16 protein-coding genes are annotated in these 16,866 nt (G+C 41.4%); 1 reads left to right on the top strand and 15 read right to left on the bottom strand.

What is annotated here, in order from left to right; translation table 11 throughout:
• Positions 1-7 precede the first annotated feature (7 nt).
• Both LPY66_RS00555 and LPY66_RS00550 read right to left on the bottom strand, forming a co-directional pair.
• The gene (locus LPY66_RS00555; protein WP_015044018.1) at positions 8-1,195 is read right to left on the bottom strand and encodes a cation:proton antiporter; all 1,188 of its coding nucleotides are present in this window, start codon (positions 1,193-1,195) and stop codon (positions 8-10) included.
• A gap of 100 nt (positions 1,196-1,295) precedes the next feature.
• Positions 1,296-1,877, bottom strand: coding sequence for a reductive dehalogenase (locus LPY66_RS00550; protein ID WP_337984895.1), 582 nt, complete (start codon positions 1,875-1,877; stop codon positions 1,296-1,298).
• Positions 1,878-1,998: 121 nt separating this feature from the next.
• Here LPY66_RS00550 and LPY66_RS00545 point away from each other — a divergent pair, with 121 nt between their 5' ends.
• On the top strand, positions 1,999-3,441 hold the full coding sequence (locus tag LPY66_RS00545; RefSeq protein ID WP_015042633.1) for an IS4 family transposase: 1,443 nt from the start codon (positions 1,999-2,001) through the stop codon (positions 3,439-3,441).
• Between the two features lie 279 nt (positions 3,442-3,720).
• Here the strand turns inward: LPY66_RS00545 and LPY66_RS00540 are convergent, their stop codons facing one another.
• The 13 genes from LPY66_RS00540 to tnpA all read right to left on the bottom strand — a co-directional run bounded on the left by LPY66_RS00540 (position 3,721) and on the right by tnpA (position 16,780).
• Positions 3,721-4,587: a uroporphyrinogen decarboxylase family protein gene (locus LPY66_RS00540; RefSeq protein ID WP_337986231.1), complete on the bottom strand. Its 867-nt coding sequence runs from the start codon at positions 4,585-4,587 to the stop codon at positions 3,721-3,723.
• 121 nt (positions 4,588-4,708) lie between these two features.
• A complete protein-coding gene (locus LPY66_RS00535; RefSeq protein WP_337986230.1) occupies positions 4,709-6,466 on the bottom strand; it encodes an ASKHA domain-containing protein in 1,758 nt (585 codons plus the stop codon).
• A gap of 64 nt (positions 6,467-6,530) precedes the next feature.
• Positions 6,531-7,151 carry a DUF1638 domain-containing protein gene (locus tag LPY66_RS00530; RefSeq protein WP_337986229.1) on the bottom strand — a complete coding sequence of 207 codons (621 nt, stop codon included), beginning with the start codon at positions 7,149-7,151 and terminating at the stop codon, positions 6,531-6,533.
• A 15-nt stretch (positions 7,152-7,166) separates the two neighbouring features.
• Positions 7,167-8,066 (bottom strand): hypothetical protein, encoded by a 900-nt coding sequence (locus LPY66_RS00525; protein ID WP_337984898.1) that lies wholly within the window; start codon positions 8,064-8,066, stop codon positions 7,167-7,169.
• Between the two features lie 13 nt (positions 8,067-8,079).
• Complete coding sequence (locus tag LPY66_RS00520; protein WP_337984899.1) at positions 8,080-9,093, bottom strand: uroporphyrinogen decarboxylase family protein; 1,014 nt, start codon at positions 9,091-9,093, stop codon at positions 8,080-8,082.
• A 12-nt stretch (positions 9,094-9,105) separates the two neighbouring features.
• Entirely contained in the window at positions 9,106-9,921 is an 816-nt protein-coding gene (locus LPY66_RS00515) for a response regulator transcription factor (RefSeq protein ID WP_337984900.1), read from the bottom strand.
• Positions 9,922-9,970: 49 nt separating this feature from the next.
• A complete protein-coding gene (locus LPY66_RS00510; RefSeq protein ID WP_337986228.1) occupies positions 9,971-11,131 on the bottom strand; it encodes a uroporphyrinogen decarboxylase family protein in 1,161 nt (386 codons plus the stop codon).
• A 5-nt stretch (positions 11,132-11,136) separates the two neighbouring features.
• Positions 11,137-11,781 carry a cobalamin B12-binding domain-containing protein gene (locus LPY66_RS00505; protein ID WP_337986227.1) on the bottom strand — a complete coding sequence of 215 codons (645 nt, stop codon included), beginning with the start codon at positions 11,779-11,781 and terminating at the stop codon, positions 11,137-11,139.
• A 341-nt stretch (positions 11,782-12,122) separates the two neighbouring features.
• On the bottom strand, positions 12,123-13,418 hold the full coding sequence (locus LPY66_RS00500) for a sensor histidine kinase (RefSeq protein WP_337986226.1): 1,296 nt from the start codon (positions 13,416-13,418) through the stop codon (positions 12,123-12,125).
• A 617-nt stretch (positions 13,419-14,035) separates the two neighbouring features.
• Positions 14,036-14,290, bottom strand: a complete 255-nt coding sequence (locus LPY66_RS00495; RefSeq protein ID WP_089609065.1) for a hypothetical protein — start codon at positions 14,288-14,290, stop codon at positions 14,036-14,038.
• 91 nt (positions 14,291-14,381) lie between these two features.
• Positions 14,382-16,004: an IS66 family transposase gene (tnpC, locus tag LPY66_RS00490; protein ID WP_157677299.1), complete on the bottom strand. Its 1,623-nt coding sequence runs from the start codon at positions 16,002-16,004 to the stop codon at positions 14,382-14,384.
• A 117-nt stretch (positions 16,005-16,121) separates the two neighbouring features.
• On the bottom strand, positions 16,122-16,478 hold the full coding sequence (gene tnpB, locus LPY66_RS00485) for an IS66 family insertion sequence element accessory protein TnpB (RefSeq protein ID WP_089609049.1): 357 nt from the start codon (positions 16,476-16,478) through the stop codon (positions 16,122-16,124).
• Entirely contained in the window at positions 16,475-16,780 is a 306-nt protein-coding gene (gene tnpA, locus LPY66_RS00480; RefSeq protein WP_089609048.1) for an IS66 family insertion sequence element accessory protein TnpA, read from the bottom strand. The genes tnpB and tnpA overlap by 4 nt, the downstream gene beginning before the upstream one ends.
• Positions 16,781-16,866: the final 86 nt, after the last annotated feature.

The following is a 16,866-nucleotide window of genomic DNA, read 5'->3' as shown; positions in this document are numbered from 1 at the left end:
TTTTGAATTAGTCTTTCGTCAACCAATTGAAAATAGGCGGAGACAAGGTACAAGTTACAATGGCTACTAATATAATAGTTCCGTTTAAACTACTGCTAATAATTCCAAGTTTTAGGGCCACTGCACCTGTCGCAATGATTAAACTCAGCCTTGATGATAGAAGAGTCGTTGCAGCAATTGATCTTTTCCACGAATAATTGATTTTTAGGAAGAATACCGGAGATAAGGTAACCGCGTAAACAGCAAGAACTAAAATTGGCAACAGGAAAAGCGAACTTGCATTATTGACAATATCCTTAAAGCTAAAATTAACCCCAACCATGATAAAGAAAATCGGTATGAATATGCCATAGGCTATGGCGTCCAGCTTATGAAAGACCTGACTTGTTTTCCGATCACTTACTAAGGAAATAATAACCCCCACCAAGAAAGCGCCAAGAATAACTTCAGTCTTTAAAAGCTGTGCAATGATGATAAATAAAATAAGAAGGGCAAATGATGCTCGAATTTTTATCTGAGAATTTTTATGGGCCAGTTGTTCAATAATCGGTAATTTTGAAATAACATTACCAAATTTCCAGATAATGATAAAGATGGGTATGAATAATAATATTAAAGCAATATCTTTCATGGAATCTGCGCTTTTGAAAGTGATATAGGACGACAATAGCAACATTGTAAATAAATCCGAAAATAACGCGGCCAGTAAAACGCTTTGCCCATATTGCGTGGTCAACATATCACGTTCTTTTAGAATTGGAACCACAACGCCGACCGATGTACTGGACAAAATAATTGTGAAGATAACGATATCGGGTATTAACCCAATGGCTTTAAGCCCAATTGATACGAATAACGAAAGAATAAAAGTTGTTGCAAATAGCAATAAGGCGATAAGAAAGGGGTGTTGGTGCCATTTTACATTCTTTGTCCTTGCCATTGATCTGATCATCTCAAAATCAATTTCCAACCCAGCCATAAACATGAGAAAAGCAAATCCTAGATTATAGAGCAGGTTTAGCCATTCGCTCCCTTGAATTAAGTCAAAACCGCTTTTCCCAATAATAATTCCTGCGATAATTTCCCCGACGACTATCGGGATAGAAATATATTTAATCTTTTTGACGATGAGTGGAATAATGAGAGCAATGACTGCAATGATTAAGAGCGGATAATAAGATATTCCTTCGGCCATAGGTCTTGCTCCTTTTCAAACATACTTCTGCCGTTGATACGATCATTACGCTGAGATAAAAAGAGACGCTAGACAACATCGATCGCCTAGCGTACGAAAACTACTTTTTAAATAGTTCCGGCCACTGAAGCCACCAGCGGTTCTCCTGTATTACTTCGGTACCATATCCGAAGAAATCATCGACATTCTTCAATAATTTTGCAGCAAGCTTAGATTTGGAAGCAGCGTAAATACCCACGGTATGGAACCAGCTATCCTCTTTATTGTTCCAGGGACAGGATTTCATACACACTCCGCACATGGCTCCTTTTGTATTGCAAATACGGAAAGATGTGCATTTCTTAATATCTGTGGGCCATTTTTCATAGTTATTAAACTTTGACGGATGATCATCTTGACTAATTGCACCCGATGGACATAGCGTGGCGCATTTTTTGCAAGTTACGCAAAATTCCCTTGCTCCGAAAGAAATAGGTCCATCTGGTTCCAAAGGCATATCCGTCGTTACGGCGGCCGCCTTAAATCGGAATCCGAGCCTCGGATGCACAATACTTTCACCCGTCCTCGACATTTCGCCTAACCCGGCGGCAACGAGCGCCGGTGCTAAAATCATTTGATAATTCCCGCAGTGATGGGCCCGGGCCGAATACCCCATGTTTCTTATATAACTGAAGTTTCGCACCCATAAAACAGCCGAAAATTCGGCTTAGAATAAGACGAAAAAACGATAAAAATCCGCATGAACACTAGGTTTTTGGTATAATAAGATGCTACTCCAAATCAACCAAAAATGAGGTGTTATCATGCGGAAACCTGTCAAAGAAATTGAAAACGTACTCCAAAATCACGGCTATTCGATTAACAATATTATATGTGAAGTTATGAAGACGTTCAAGCTTAAAACGCTTTGCCGCAAAGTTGGTTTTCTGAAACAGGATGGTTACAGTTCCGCGGAAATCCTCTCACTAATGTTGATGTTGCCCCTAATGTTACTGAAAAGTGTCCACGCGTTATATAAAAGCGATTTCCAAAAGGTTACTACTATGAAGAAAGATTCCATATATCGACTGAAGAACAATGAAAAAATGCCTTGGAGAGCATTGCTGATCGGTATATCCAAACAGTTTCAACGATTGGTTAATCCTACGAACGAAGTGGATGAAAAGTCCGCTTTCATTCTAGATGATACAACTCTTGCTAAGACAGGTCGAAGAATTGAACAAATGACCCAGGTGTTTGACCATGTTGCAGGGAAGAAAGGTAGCAAATTAGGCTTTAAAAATTTAACCCTTGGTTTCTTCGATGGTAAAAGCCTCACGCCTATAGACTTCACTTTACAAGTGGAAAAGCCCTTAAAAAAGGCAAGGCACCGTAAAGAACGGTTCAAAAAGCAACGAGACCCCAAATCTGCTGGGGCTAAACGGATCAGAGAATGCCATGTTAGCAAAATTTCGAACGGTCTGGATATGATAAAACGGGCGGTAAAACAGGGGTTTAAGGCTAAATATGTCCTGGTTGACAGCTGGTTCAGCAGTTACGAGTTCATTCAAACGATTCGAGGATTAGACAAAAAATCGATGCATTTGGTCTGTGGTGTTCGGCAAGATACGAGGAAGTATCGCTACAAAGAGACTTCCCTTAATGCCAGCCAATTAAAATCGGTCCTCAAAAGTGAGGGAAACGAAAAACGCTGTAGGAAACGGAATATCCGTTATTTCGAAGTCCTTGTTGATTATGAAGGAATCGGACAAATCAAACTGTATTTTTGCCGGTTTCCCTATCAAAAGAAATTTAGACTGTTCCTCTCGACGGATATATCTCTTAGTTTATTGAGTATGTTGGAGATTTACAGTATCCGTTGGACCATCGAAGTCTTTTTTAAGGAAGCCAAGCAGCATTTGAAGCTCGGGACTTGTCAATCGAGGGATTTCGATGCGCAGATTGCCCATATCACGACCTGCTATCTCCTCTATACACTCCTAGCCTATTTTCGACGAGTAAACGCCTACGAATCCTTAGAAGGATTATTTGCGGAAATCAAGGACGAACTCATAGAGAAGAATGTAGCGGAGCGGCTCTGGGAATTATTTGATGATTTGCTGCAAGTGGTGATCACCAGCATCGCCAAGTCTGGTTTAGTGGACATTTTGGAATTTAGGAATTCCAGTGAATATGAACATTTGAAAGAACTATTTGAGAATTCTTTTCTTAGTAATCAGCTTATAGCCCTTAAAAATGCCAGTTAATCGGTAATAATCAGAAGGAACCACTGGCATTAGGATACCTTTAAATTAGAGATACAAGGGTTTTGAGGGGTGCGAAACTTCAGTTACTTTATTTACCATATAAGTTATAAGTTATAACTTATAACTTATAACTACCTCAATTGTAATTATTTAAGATAACCTGCATCCCTAAGTCTTATGAACAATACATTTCTGGTCTATTTGCTTCTTAGAATTATTCAAGGCTAGTTTGACAAGTGAAGATATCCATTTTCTATATATCTTACATATCCCTCATATCTAGTTTAATTTTATCCCCCAAATGACAGGCTGATCCATCTTCATTGGACCCCATGCTATACACTTGTGACCTACAATAATAGGTTCAGTTAACTCATCCAGTAGCCTTGCCAGAGCATGGCCATAGGTGAAGGCGTTACTGGCTTTAATGGCATAAGAGTGGACCATATCTGCATTTTCAAGTGCCGCGGAGGTCCTGCCACAAAGATGGATCAGAAATCTCCCCCCAGCTTCTTTTATCCCACATATAATTCTGCGACTCGACGGACAGCTAAACTCTTTATACATCTTTGGTCCCGTCACATCCGTCACTCCAACCGCGTCTTCATAGGAAATAATTGAAGCACCTCTTTTTGCACCCTCAATACCGTATTGAATTACACTATCCTCAATAACAGCTAAGATTTCCTTGATTTTTGACGGTTCCTTGCGCACCCCATTGTAAAAAAGTGTAGAATCAATCAAAGAATGAATAATAGTAAATGGGCCGACAATATTTAGAATTACTTTCTCTCCCGACTCAGCCATAATCCCCACAGCATCCAGCACTTCTCCAATTCGACCTTTAGAAATATCCGGTCTTTGGATACTTGATAGTTCTCCAATAGACGAGAAACGGCGGCCATTTGTTCTTGGTCGGTGCAAAGCATCACCCATTTTAATATGTGCTCCGAAGGCCTCTGCTTCGACCGTGACACAAAAAGGTACTTTGGCAAACACGTCGTTCTGATAGTTCTTTAGCACCCTGGCTAGAGCAACTATGCCATTTTTATCTGTGTAAGCGTTCGGTAATGTTATGCCAGCTTCCTTTAAAACTTCTTCAGGAATATGATCTTGATTATGTCCAGGGCATTTAAATTCCACCATTCTTCTTCCCTCCAATAAAGTTAGCTAGTCATATTTACTTAATTAAAGTTTTGCCCCCTATTCCATTTTTTTTTTGCCATTCCTAAAACTGACCTGTGTTTTGTCCGTTCATTGATCTTGTTCACATAAAAGCACAGGCATCTCTAAAGGACCTACTGAAATCCGGTCTGAGCGAGAGTTCGATATGAGTTGCCTTCCTTGCCAGGTACTGTGCATGATGTCGCTCGCTTTCTGAAGCAAGCGCTAAAATTGCACCTTCTCCTGCTGCATTTCCTACTGAATATACAACTTCCTCATCTACTCTTGGAAGCATTCCTATTGAGAGAATACTCTCTTTCCTGACAAAGCTGCCAAATGCCCCAGCCAGCATCACCGCGTTTAAATCGCTTGCCTTAATGGCTGCTTCCTTCAAAAGAATTTCTGCTCCAGCCCTGACGGATGCCTTTGCCATCTGTAATTCACGTACATCTCGCTGGGTTAAAACAATATCATCAGCATCTGTTGTGCCATAATGAAGGACAAAATCCTGTCCAGAGCCACTGGGACGTAACCGGTGCCACAATTCTTCTGGAATTTTCCCATCCAGGTCTTTTTGAGACATAATCCGGCCGTTATTATTGATAATTCCTGCTTTTACCAGTTCTGAAACAGCGTCAATTAAACCGGAGCCACAAATCCCACATGGGGCAACATTTCCGATAACATCAATAGTCACCGTTTTATCAATACGTACTTTTTCTATAGCCCCTTTGACGGCTCTCATCCCTTGATAAATATGAGCACCTTCAAAAGCTGGTCCTGCAGCGGTAGAGCAGGTATACAGTTTTCCTTCACAGGCCAGTGCTATCTCTCCATTGGTGCCCAGATCAACCATCATCGCCGATCCGGTATCGTTATCTATCTTCACTGCTAACAAAGCCGCCACAGTATCAGAACCAACATATCCTGCAATGTTAGGCAACACAATAACCTGCGCACGATGATTGATTTCTAATCCCAAGACATAGGCTGGGATTACTGTCATGGTAGAGAATGCAGGAATAAAAGGTGATTTTCCCAGTGCAGCGGGGGACAACCCTAAAAACAGATGGGACATGACGGTGTTTCCTACGACCAACACCTGATAGATGCTCCCAATATTAATTCCATTCTGCTGTGTCAATTCATTGATTATTTTATTTATGACACTTAATACATCTTCCTGCAAACATTTCAAACCGTTATCTTGTTCATTAGAAAACTGGATACGGGATATTACATCTGCCCCATAAGAATTCTGCTTATTAGTACGGGATGCGGCTCCTATTACAAGACCTTGACATAAATCCAGCAAAAAACCTGCAACAGTGGTTGTCCCAATATCCAATGCTACTCCGTAGATCTTGTTACGTGTATCCCCTGCTTCTACTACTAATAATTCGTTTCCAGCCAGAACAGCAGTAACCTTAAAATCGTTTTCCCGCAGGATAAATGGTATAGTAGATAATACATCGAGCCGCAAAGGATTAATTTGTTTCCCTTTCAACCCATCTATGAGGCGGTTGGCATCTGACCTGAAATCATGAACATGAGGTGTCTCTAATTCCAAGTATTCTTTTCTTAAATCTGTGTCCAGTAATACTTTTTTCGATTCCAGGTTCAATTTTCGAGATAATTCATTTCCTTTTTCCGGAACAAAAACCTCAAGATTACCATAGCCCCGGCACTGGCAAGCCAGGGCTATCCCCTTTTCTACATCTGATGAACTAAGGAAGTTTTCCTCGACATTTGTTAATGGTTCTCTTGCCCCATGTTGAATGCGCACCCTGCATTTACCACAAGTTCCCTTGCCACCGCATGTGGCTTCAATAGCTATACCAGCTTTTTGAGAGGCCTCCAAAATAGTTTTTTTTTACCAGTCAAAATCGTCTTCTCTTCGGGATAAAAAACTATTTTTCTGTCAGTCATAGCTTTCCTCCATTGCTCTTCGGAAACTGCTTAATTTCTTTTAAAGTTTGCATAATGAGTGTTTCAAAATTTTTGGTGCCAATCCTTTGAATTTCCAGGGGTAGGTTAAGAAAGTCAGCTATTTCGCGAGCTTTCTTGTCAAGGGAGTTATCTTCCATGACATCCAAGTATACAACTCGTTGATAATTCCGAAGCATCATTTCTTTAATCCTAGGCCGCTCTCTCCAATCCAAAGGCTCTACAACCAGCTTGTTAAAATTCCTGCATATATCGTCTGTCAAAAAATAGGTTCCCGGCACTTTTTTAAGCATTTCCCGGTAGATGTCTTCACCGACATACATCGCATAACATAATTCGCCTGGAACCCTGATTGCCCCATGTTGATTAACTATTTCATCAATTCTGTAAGCACATTTGCCGTAAACAACAATTATTCCACTGTATATGCCTTTAAAGGAAGCGAGCAGTCCATTAATAGCAGCTGACAACTTGTCTGGATAAAGGTGCATAATCGCAGGCAGGTAAATAATGTCCGGCCGCTCATCTTCGTGCAATGCTTCGATAGCTTTTTCTAATGGAATTTTCAAAGTTCCGCAGGCGACAATTACGTTAGACATTTTTCACCCCAAAATTCACTTAAATACATGGTACAAAGGATGATCATGGCTGGCAGGCCTTACGCCATGCTGCATACAGCTATATGCAACCAAAGCATCAACTGCCGCCATGGACGGCACTATTTCCGTTTGTTTGATTCCATACATAATAAAGTCGGCACCCAAAAGCTGCAGGCTGGTCGCCATACTGGTTTTAGTGGAAGCTACTTCAATCTTGTTATACATAGAAGCTTTCTTCCACCCGGTAATCACCGTATGGGTTGGTGAACAGCCGGCAGGATATCCATATTTGTCTTTGAGCATATATATTGCTTTAGCTGCCGGTCCCGGCTCCACTATGTCCAGTACGGCCATGTCAAGCATCAGTTTTTCAAAACCATAGGACTTAGCCCGTTCAATCAGTGCTTCTGCAATATCTACTCTGCCCTGAGCTGTTGGCTTCTTTGAATTGTTCAACATAACTACGGTAGCCTTCAAACCATGCTTTTTTACTTCTTTCAGTTCCTCATCTTTACTCTCAACGTTTACGGAATCAAACACTGCCCTGTCCTGTAAACCAAGCTTGGCAGCCATTTCCACTCCGGCAATTCTCACTTTGGCAACCGTCCCATCAATGATGAACGGCAGATCTGTGTTGCGTCCGATGAATTCAACATAGGCACGCATAGCATTTTCGCTGGCTCCGACAATATCTATCATCAGAGGAAGTTTAACTTTTTTGCACATATCATCAATTTTGTTAATCCAGCCAAGGGCTCCTTCTTGATCAAAAGTTCCCTTTTCTTCATCTTTAACAAGCTTGTCACCCTGATAAAAGATGCTTGCCATTAATACTGTCGGATGCTGTCCAGGTTGGCCGCCGATTGTAACATTTCCAATTTGATAAATTTTCTGTTCAGCTTTGAATTTGAACAAATCGTCCCCCCCTTTACTCGTACCGCCCAAATTTTTCTGCAGCTCTAACCATGGCCTCTACATTTTCCGGCGGTACATCAGCGGTAATTTCACAACCCGGTGACAGCATGTACTGTCCGCCTTCCTTGGCGGCAGTGATGATCTCTCCGCATTTTTCCTCTACTTCCTCTGCGGAAGCCTGGGGCAAAAAGACAATATGGTCTAGGTTTCCGGCGAAACCAAGCTTTCCGGCATATTTCTTTTTAAACTTAAGCATGTCTGTGTGGTGCCCTAAACTGACCATCTGCAGTTTTTCCATGTCAGACAGAGCATCCCCATTTACATCAAGATGATTATTTACTTTCCCGCACATGTGCAAAATGTTATATTCGTAGGTGAGCGCCTGCTTTAGATATGGGATGAAAAACTCGGTCATCGTTGCGGGAGCGAACATCTGCAGATCGTGTTCACAGATCACCAAGAAAGATGCCCCGGCTTCTTTTAATGCTTGGGCATACGCGTTCACTACTTCTGTGCTTTTCTGAATCAGGGCATGCATAAATTCTTTTTTATTGATACTTCTGATGAAATTCTCATAGGGAAATAGCTGCATTGAGAAGGTAAACGGCCCGGTTACATACGCACCTACCGGAACGTCTGTACTTTCCGCCAGGATCCTCGTCCCCTCTACAGTCACTTTTGAACCAGGAGCTTTAGCAAAATCCGGCATCTTAAAATTTTTAATATCTTCTTCTGTTAAAATAGGATTCTTCGTGATCCACGGGTATTTGTCAGGGGGATAAAAAAGTGTTCCGCCGCACGCTTCAACTACCGGCCAACTTGGTTCCACCTGGATCGCCACCGAATCATACTTGTACCGATTTAATGCCTTTAGGTGCGCCTCAGCTGCTCTCCTCGCATCCTTGTACATTACATCAAAAGTTAAACCCTGACTAACTCCTGCATGATCTCCAACCTGGGCAAGTACAGGTACCCGATCAGGTATCTTTCCGTCTAAAGTAGCAAAAACTCTCTCTCTCGAATTCATGTCTTAGTCACCTCACAGTTTATTTAGTAGATCTTTCCAGTCGTCTTCTTTCCCTTCTTGGATGTGATAACTGGAAGGAGTGGTCCCAACCTTTTGACTGAACACCTTGCTGAAATAATCGGGATCCTGAAATCCGGTTTCACGCGCAATGGTCTTGATGGGAAGATTTGTATTCTCCAAAAGGACTTTAGCCCGTTCAATCCGAGATTGGATTACATATTCTTTAAATGTCATGCTCTCTTCTTTACTGAACAAAGTACTGAAATAGCTCATACTAAATCCCACATGGTCGGCTACTTCTTTCAATGTCAGCTGTTTTCTAAGGTTTTGCCGAACATATGACTTGGCTGAGTTAATGACGCGTTTAGTTGAGTCTAAAGGGTTCCATGAATTAATGTCTTCAGAAGTATTTTCTTCATCTTTCTCAGATATCAAATTTTGAGGATCTACCATTTTCCAAAAAGCATTGACAATTTCTCGCCGGTGTACCGGTTTCAGGAGATAATCTTTAGCTTGCAGATTTAAGGCCATGCGCAGCATAGGATAATCACCATAGGCTGATATGAATGTGAACTTTACCTCTGGATAATGCAACTTGATCTGTCCCGCTACATCCAATCCGTTTTTCCCTGGCATCCGTACATCTAAAAATGCTGCTGAAATATCCTGCTGGCTAAATATTCTCATTGCTTCATTACCGTCTTGTGCCTGAAAAACCTGGATATGGTAATTCTTGTCGCATCTTGCGTCACTGGTAATAGTTTCAATAATTACAGCCCGCTCCAATGATTCATCATCCGCAACCAATAATCGGATTGTCTCTGCCATAGTAGACCCTCCCTTACAGAAAACTGGACATTCCAATCTATAGGACTATTTAATCCAATTTGCTCAGATTGATGGGGAAAGTTCCATATTTATTTAAAGCATCAATAAACGCACGGACATTTTCCACTGGTGACCCTTGGGGAATCGCGCAAGGGTTAATCATACATCCACCATTACATGGATACAGCCCTTTGATATATTCCTTGACCCGATTTTCAATTATTTCCGGCGTCCCTTCTTTTAACAACTCTGGCCCTACGCCCACGACATAAGCCTTATGATAGGTATTAGCCAACTCCCGGAAAGTCTTCAGATCCCTGCTGGGTCCTTGCTGGGGATCAGGGTCAAGATTTGTCATAATAAAGGTACCCGTTGAAACCTGGCGGGCCAAAAACCTTGTCCAATCATCACCAAGAAGGCGCAAGCCCCAATAATAGTGAATAAATGGCAAAGGACTGGCACTTTGAATCATTCTGGCCAGATACGGTGTGTCGAATTCCCAAAGCTGCTCCGGCCTAAAGTTGGGCACGCTGTTCCAAGCTGCAATAGATGTAATCCCATGAATCCCGGTTTCTTTAAAAGCCTGAGCAAACTTTATGGCTGCCTGGGTACATGCCTCAACCACTCTGTGCATTAAAAGAGGCTTTGTTTTCATCCATTTAACGGCCAGAGGGTATCCCAAGATTTGTACTGCCACCGGGAGAGGCTGCATCGGCGTGGCAATTACTGCATACTCACCTTTTGTCTTTTTCACCAGCTGTTTAAACAGTTCCAGTCTAACCGGCATACGTCCTTCGGTACGTCCGTCCAAAGCTGCCACTTTTTCTTCCAGTTCTTCAACATCACGTTCACAGGTTATTGCTTCTTTAACAATTTGAGGGTTTGAATCTTTGGGTCTCTTTAAAGTACACCCTAAAACTTCAGCCTCGACAACGGTCGTTTCAATCCCTGGAAATACTACGTCATAGTCGAATTCTTCAAAAAACTTCACTATCGCATCCGAATGTTTTTCGGGGTCTGCAGCCGCTTCACTGCAGGAGTACCCATACCGGTTGACAATCCATTCCGTGAACAAAAATCCTGTCGGGATCCTGTCTGCATGTTCATGGCACACTGTCAGAACGATCCTCTCAATAGGCAGCAGTTTTTCACCTCTGTCCCTTTTGGCAATGATGTTCTTTACCATTTCCGTTTGCTCTTTACTGGACATTTTTATTATTCACCTCCCAGCAATCTTCTAGCTTCCTGTACGGCTCCTTCTGCGTCCTCAGCAAACCCGTCTCCGCCGACCCGTTTCACATATTGGGGAAACACTGCTACTCCTCCCATAAGCACTTTCACTTTGTCTCTCAGAGATTCTTTGACCAGCAGGTCCATTGTGTCTTCAATCCCTTTTAGGGTGGTGGACATGTAAGAACCAAGGCCTAAAATCTCCGGTTGTTCCTTTTTTACCGCTTCAATAAACGCATCGGCTGAAACATCTACTCCCAAGTCTATTACCTCAAAACCATCTGCCCTTAATAGCGCAGCAACGATGTTCTTACCAATGTCATGGACATCTCCTTCAACGCTACCAATTACTACTTTTCCGATAGATTTAGGAGAAGCATCACCCGTCATATAAGGGATGAGTAACTGTACACCGGCATTCATTGCCTCACCAGCCATCATCAGCTCAGGAAGAAAATATTCTCCTGTTCCGAATTTCCGGCCTGCTTCTCTGGCTCCCGGTGACATTCCGTTGATCATTTCTGTTGGAGTTAATCCTGCTTCAATTCCTTGACTCACCAACTCTTTAGTTAGATCATCATTACCGTTTAAAACTGCTTCAGTCAATTGCTCTAAAATTTTTTTGCTCATTACAACTACTCCTTTCTTTTTTAACTTTAATTAGGTCCTTTTGAAGTGGCCACCTTCAAAAACTTTTCACCTCGTCCCCAAGGAGTGTTTTGCTCCAGGAAATTAGGTCTTGAGATAATAAATTCTAATTTATCAGGCCCAGTCCCTCTGGATTAATTTCTGTTGATCTGGAAAAACATTTTGAATTTTCCGTATACTAAAAATCTAGGCTTTTTTAAATCACAAATAGAAGAAGTAGTGTAGCGACAAGAAAATAGAGAAAAATGATTTGCGTTCCAAGATACAAAGATATGGCATAGGAAGGCCTGTGAAAAGATGAGAGGCAATAATGAATTGTATTACTAATTACTTGTAAACAGCGGCATAATTAATGTGGCCTTAGTCCCTTCGATATCCGGGGGTCCCTGCAATTGTAATCCGTATGCGTCGCCAAACAGTCGTCTCATTCTTTGATGAATATTTTCCAGGCTGGAGCCTGGGCAATGGCACCAGTGGTCACCATCAGTCACACGCTGTGTATCAATACCTGCTCCATCATCTATTACATAAACTAACAAACGATTTCCCGGGATATCCTCATCAACCTTTATCAATAAGCGGTGTTTTCCTGGGACCGATTCGAACCCATGTTTAAACGCATTGTCTACCAGTGGTTGTAAAGTAAAAGGAAGAATTTTTACGCTTAGATGTTCTTCTTCTACTAGAATTTTCACGCTAATCCGGTTTCCGAACCTTAACCGTTGGATACTAAGGTAAGAATTAATGTGATCCAATTCCGTTTTTAAAAAGACCATTTCGATATTTCCCTCAATACCATAGCGGGCCACATCTGCTAAAGCAAAAACAGCTCCCTCAGTCTCAACCGCTCCTTCAGCAAACGCCAATCGGGCAATTACATTTAGTGCGTTAAAGAGAAAGTGTGGGTTCATTTTGGCCTGGAGTTCCCTTAGTTCCGCCTGTTTTAGCATCAACTGGTACTCAGTAATTTCTTTTTCCAGATTGACTGTTTTTTGAATTTCTTGAAGCAGACGGTCTTGATAGGACACCAATTCTTGTTGATAACGGGAAAGACTTTCTGAGACTGTAAGATAATTAGCCAAGGTGGATATTAATGTTGCAACGGCTGTAAACTGATCGCCGGAAATTTTGGGAATAGTGTTCAGATGTTTGAAATAATCCCCACATGGTCCATTTGTCCCTTCAGTCAAAGATTCCGCTTCCATAAGCTGAACCGGGCCGGTAATCAAACATCCTAAAAGAACATTATCTCGGGCATATAGAGGAGCCGAAATAAGTGTGAGGCCACACTTTCCCTGATAAACCTTTGAACGGTCATTATGATAACTGTTTTTTAAACCTGTTTCAAAGCAGCACAAACATTGAAAAAAGTGCTTTCTGTCTGAAAAGTGGCTCTGGCACCAATTTGGAAAGGACCCTAATGGGGGAGATATGGGAACCGCTCTGTTATCAACAAAGACAATGTTAATCCCTATGACATTAAAAAACATTTTGCTGATCTCCAGCATTGTCTCCCGAGAAATAATCTCAGCTAAGTGATATGTCCTGTCAATAATGGTACTTATTTTATTTAAAGCTTTATCATTGCTTTGCACCACTACCATCCCCTCATCAATCATATCTATATAATTATATAGAACCTATCAATCAAAATCTGTTAAGTATTTAACAAATTATCAGTTATTCCAAGCTAACACGATAAGGCGCCTTCTTTATGCTATAACAACCTTCACCGCTTATTCACACAAACGCTGGAGTCCTTATTCTACTTTCATTATTTGACATATTTAGCTTCAAAGGTAATACGGAATAACACTAAATTTATTACTCACAGGACGCCTTCAATTTTTACAATTAGAATATGTTACGATGTACAAATAATAAAAACACCTGCTGATTTAGCGGGGTCACTGAAAGGCCTACGGTTTTTCGTTGAGAAATTTATTGATTGTTTTGAAAAAGACAATTCAGGACTTGTTTTTAAGCCCCGAACTGTCTTATTTGATCTAATTGATGGTTTATTGTCCTATGTTTTATCCTATTATTTTATGTATTCGTATTTTCACTTTAATTGCATGCCTCTTCAGAATATAAATACGGATTACTTTGTCTTTTTTGGGGTTATTATCACGCACAATTACATTGTTTTTTGCAAGAACTTTTTGCAAAAAGTTGCAAGTAATTTTTCCATAGTATTGCAACATTGTGGAAAATGTAGTTGCAATACTATGGATTTTTAACTTGCAACTTTCATTTTACAACAAATAATTATGTTATTATTTAATGTTGCTGTATTTGCTGTACAAACCCATTCTTGTATGCTTTGTCTTTGGCTAATTCCGTAATGTTTAACGATTATATATTTTAGTAAACATTCTATCACAATACCTCCAAAATGCATTGAGCCAATACGTCTACTGTTAGCCTTCATAAACGTTAAATCTTGTGCTCTTTCATTACATGCTTTATTAAACTCCTCAATTGGCGTCATTTAAAGTATAACCTCCTATTACGTAATTGTCAAATCCTAAGCACTTAAAATAAACAAAAAAGCCCAACCCAAAGGTTGGACGTGGGAATTTTCAATTTTTAGTTTTGTAGCAGTTAGCCGGAAGCTCTTTAGACCAAGGAACAAACTTCTCAATCAGTTCCGGAAATTGGTTAAAATTTGTATTCGGCATCTGTTTCAATAAATAGACCAGATATTCATAAACTTTTAGGTCATTGGCCAATGCAGTTTGTATGATACTGTAAACCATCGAGCTATCGTGTGCACCCCGATCAGTTTTCATGGTGACCCAATTTTTGCGGCCAATTGTAAACGGACGTATATTTCGCTCCACCAAATTATTTGTCAACTCTAAGCGACCATCTAAAAGGATATTCTCAAAGTATGGCCACTGGTTCAGCGCATAATTTACGGCCTCATAAGCTTGGGATTTGGGTACAATGAGGGGCTTGGTCTCTTTAAGCCACGACAAAAAGGCATCCATCACCGGTTTTAACAGGGTGAGGCGCTTGTTATGACGCTCCTCGGGGGTAGCATCCTTGTATTTCTTTTCGATATGGAACAAGTAGTCGCAATATTCCTGTCCCTTGAAGCAAACGGTTTTCTTTTGCTCCTCCGGACTTAATGCTTTAATAGCATCCGTAAATTTACGCTTTATATGGGCAAGACATCCAACAACCGTGATTCCCGGCCCCAAACGATGGTAAACCTCGTAGCCATCGGAGTGCAAGAAACCAGAGTAGTCCTTTAGAAATTCCTTGGCCGATTCCGTAGCCCGGCTTTCATGGAATTCATAATAGATAATTGGCTCATCATGGGCCCCGCTGCAGTAAACCCAGATATAGCATTTTTTCTTGGAGTCCCTGCCATCCTGCTGCACAACACGGGTCCAAGTTTCATCGGCGTGCAAGATGTCTTTGCTCAGAAGGACACTTCTCATATGGGTATAGATCCTTGAAAAGTATTCCTCCGAACATTGGAGTACCCAATTGCTCATGTTCTGCCTAGAGATCCTGACGCTGTCCATCCGGTCAAACTCCCGCTCAATCCGGGAAAGTGGCATTGCATTGGTATATTTGCTATTGATGATGCCAGCGATCAACTCCGGGGTAGCAAAACTTCCGGGAATCGGCAAGTTGGGCATGTCAGCACGAACAAAAGGGATCTTATCACCTTCGCCTTGATTTTTTTCACACGTACGGCAGGTATAGACATGACGGCGGTGTTCCTCAACTTCGAAATGGGCCGGTACAAGTTTCAGTGTCTTAGTAATTTCAACCTTCATATCGTGTAGGGGACTGTCACACACTGGACAAACCTGCTGTTCTGCCGGAAGCTCATGTTCAATGACGGTGACCTTCAAATCTTTGAAGTCTTGTTCACGCTTACCCTTTTGTTTGGGTTTTCTAGGGGTCTTCGCCGTTGCTTCTTCAAAAGTTGGTTCTGACGCTCCTTTTTGAGCAGTGACTTCAACTTCGTTGAATAAGCAGAGTTGTTCCATTCCCTCGGGATAGGATACAGAATCACCGCTGGAACCATACTTCTTATGGTTATTCAAACGAATCATCTCAATGAGGCGATTCATGTTTTGAGTCAGTTCGGCAATGGCCTTATCCTGCTTTTCGCAGTGGGCAGCCAGGTCTGCTTGTGACATTTCTCTGTAATTCAGTTGTGGTTTTTGAGGTAACTTTATCACGTTATTCATATCCTTATTATATAAGAACCTAACGTAAAATTACAGGATAATAGCGGTAAAAAGCCCTGAAACAGGGGAAAATACGGCAATTTCATTAAATTATTTTAGCAAAACCGGTTAAAGAATTATCCGCTGCTTAACAGGCTTATGTGCGGATGGCTGATCCATTGATAAACCATCTAAAAGCCACCTAAACTGCCGTTCAGAGACCTCAAGGACCTGTTTGTTTTCGTAAAACTTCCATCGGAAAACGCCACGACTCAATTTGCGATAATATAACCACCAGCCGTTATTCGACCAATGAAGGATCTTACATTTATCACAGGCCCGGTTACAGAACACGTAAAGGCAGTTTTCAAAAGGGTCCATCTGTAACTGCGTCTGGACCAATGTAGCAAGACCTTCGATACTCTTTCGCATGTCGCAGGGCTTGCAAGAAAGGAATATTCTAAGGCCAGCAGTATTTAGGCTCATATGGAATAAATAGCAGCAATAGCTTCGCGCAGAGTCTCTGCTTGAAAGCCTGAATACAGCTCGATGGAAACTGCCCCGATCTTAACAATGACCGGAACTTCCTTTATCGATGTTTGCTTCAACTCGATAAAGGTTTTTTGCTGGGGATCAGCATTGGCTTCGCGGTTGCACTTGGTCACCCAGTATCGGAGTGTAGTGATGTTTAGATTGTTTTCTAAGCACCATGCGGCTGCAGCTTGGCCGGAAGCAAGATAATCTTTTACTTGCTGGCGCCTAATCATGGACTGCTCTTTAAGAGTCATAGATAATTCCTCCTCAAATAGTCTTGAGGTTATTATCTCAGTTCCTAAAGGCGTTTGCTATGTGTAGATTTTTTGACAATTACGCT

The organism is Dehalobacter sp. DCM (assembly GCF_024972775.1).
Taxonomy (GTDB): domain Bacteria; phylum Bacillota; class Desulfitobacteriia; order Desulfitobacteriales; family Syntrophobotulaceae; genus Dehalobacter.
This window is presented reverse-complemented; position numbering and strand designations above follow the sequence as displayed.

What these genes read in the sequence shown, in the direction of transcription:
- LPY66_RS00555 (WP_015044018.1), bottom strand. Translation starts at nt 1,195, where the DNA reads ATGGCCGAAGGAATATCTTATTATCCGCTCTTAATCATTGCAGTCATT.
- LPY66_RS00545 (WP_015042633.1), top strand. Translation starts at nt 1,999, where the DNA reads ATGCGGAAACCTGTCAAAGAAATTGAAAACGTACTCCAAAATCACGGC.
- LPY66_RS00540 (WP_337986231.1), bottom strand. Translation starts at nt 4,587, where the DNA reads ATGGTGGAATTTAAATGCCCTGGACATAATCAAGATCATATTCCTGAA.
- LPY66_RS00530 (WP_337986229.1), bottom strand. Translation starts at nt 7,151, where the DNA reads ATGTCTAACGTAATTGTCGCCTGCGGAACTTTGAAAATTCCATTAGAA.
- LPY66_RS00520 (WP_337984899.1), bottom strand. Translation starts at nt 9,093, where the DNA reads ATGAATTCGAGAGAGAGAGTTTTTGCTACTTTAGACGGAAAGATACCT.
- LPY66_RS00515 (WP_337984900.1), bottom strand. Translation starts at nt 9,921, where the DNA reads ATGGCAGAGACAATCCGATTATTGGTTGCGGATGATGAATCATTGGAG.
- LPY66_RS00510 (WP_337986228.1), bottom strand. Translation starts at nt 11,131, where the DNA reads ATGTCCAGTAAAGAGCAAACGGAAATGGTAAAGAACATCATTGCCAAA.
- LPY66_RS00505 (WP_337986227.1), bottom strand. Translation starts at nt 11,781, where the DNA reads ATGAGCAAAAAAATTTTAGAGCAATTGACTGAAGCAGTTTTAAACGGT.
- LPY66_RS00500 (WP_337986226.1), bottom strand. Translation starts at nt 13,418, where the DNA reads ATGATTGATGAGGGGATGGTAGTGGTGCAAAGCAATGATAAAGCTTTA.
- LPY66_RS00495 (WP_089609065.1), bottom strand. Translation starts at nt 14,290, where the DNA reads ATGACGCCAATTGAGGAGTTTAATAAAGCATGTAATGAAAGAGCACAA.
- tnpB (WP_089609049.1), bottom strand. Translation starts at nt 16,478, where the DNA reads ATGAGCCTAAATACTGCTGGCCTTAGAATATTCCTTTCTTGCAAGCCC.
- tnpA (WP_089609048.1), bottom strand. Translation starts at nt 16,780, where the DNA reads ATGACTCTTAAAGAGCAGTCCATGATTAGGCGCCAGCAAGTAAAAGAT.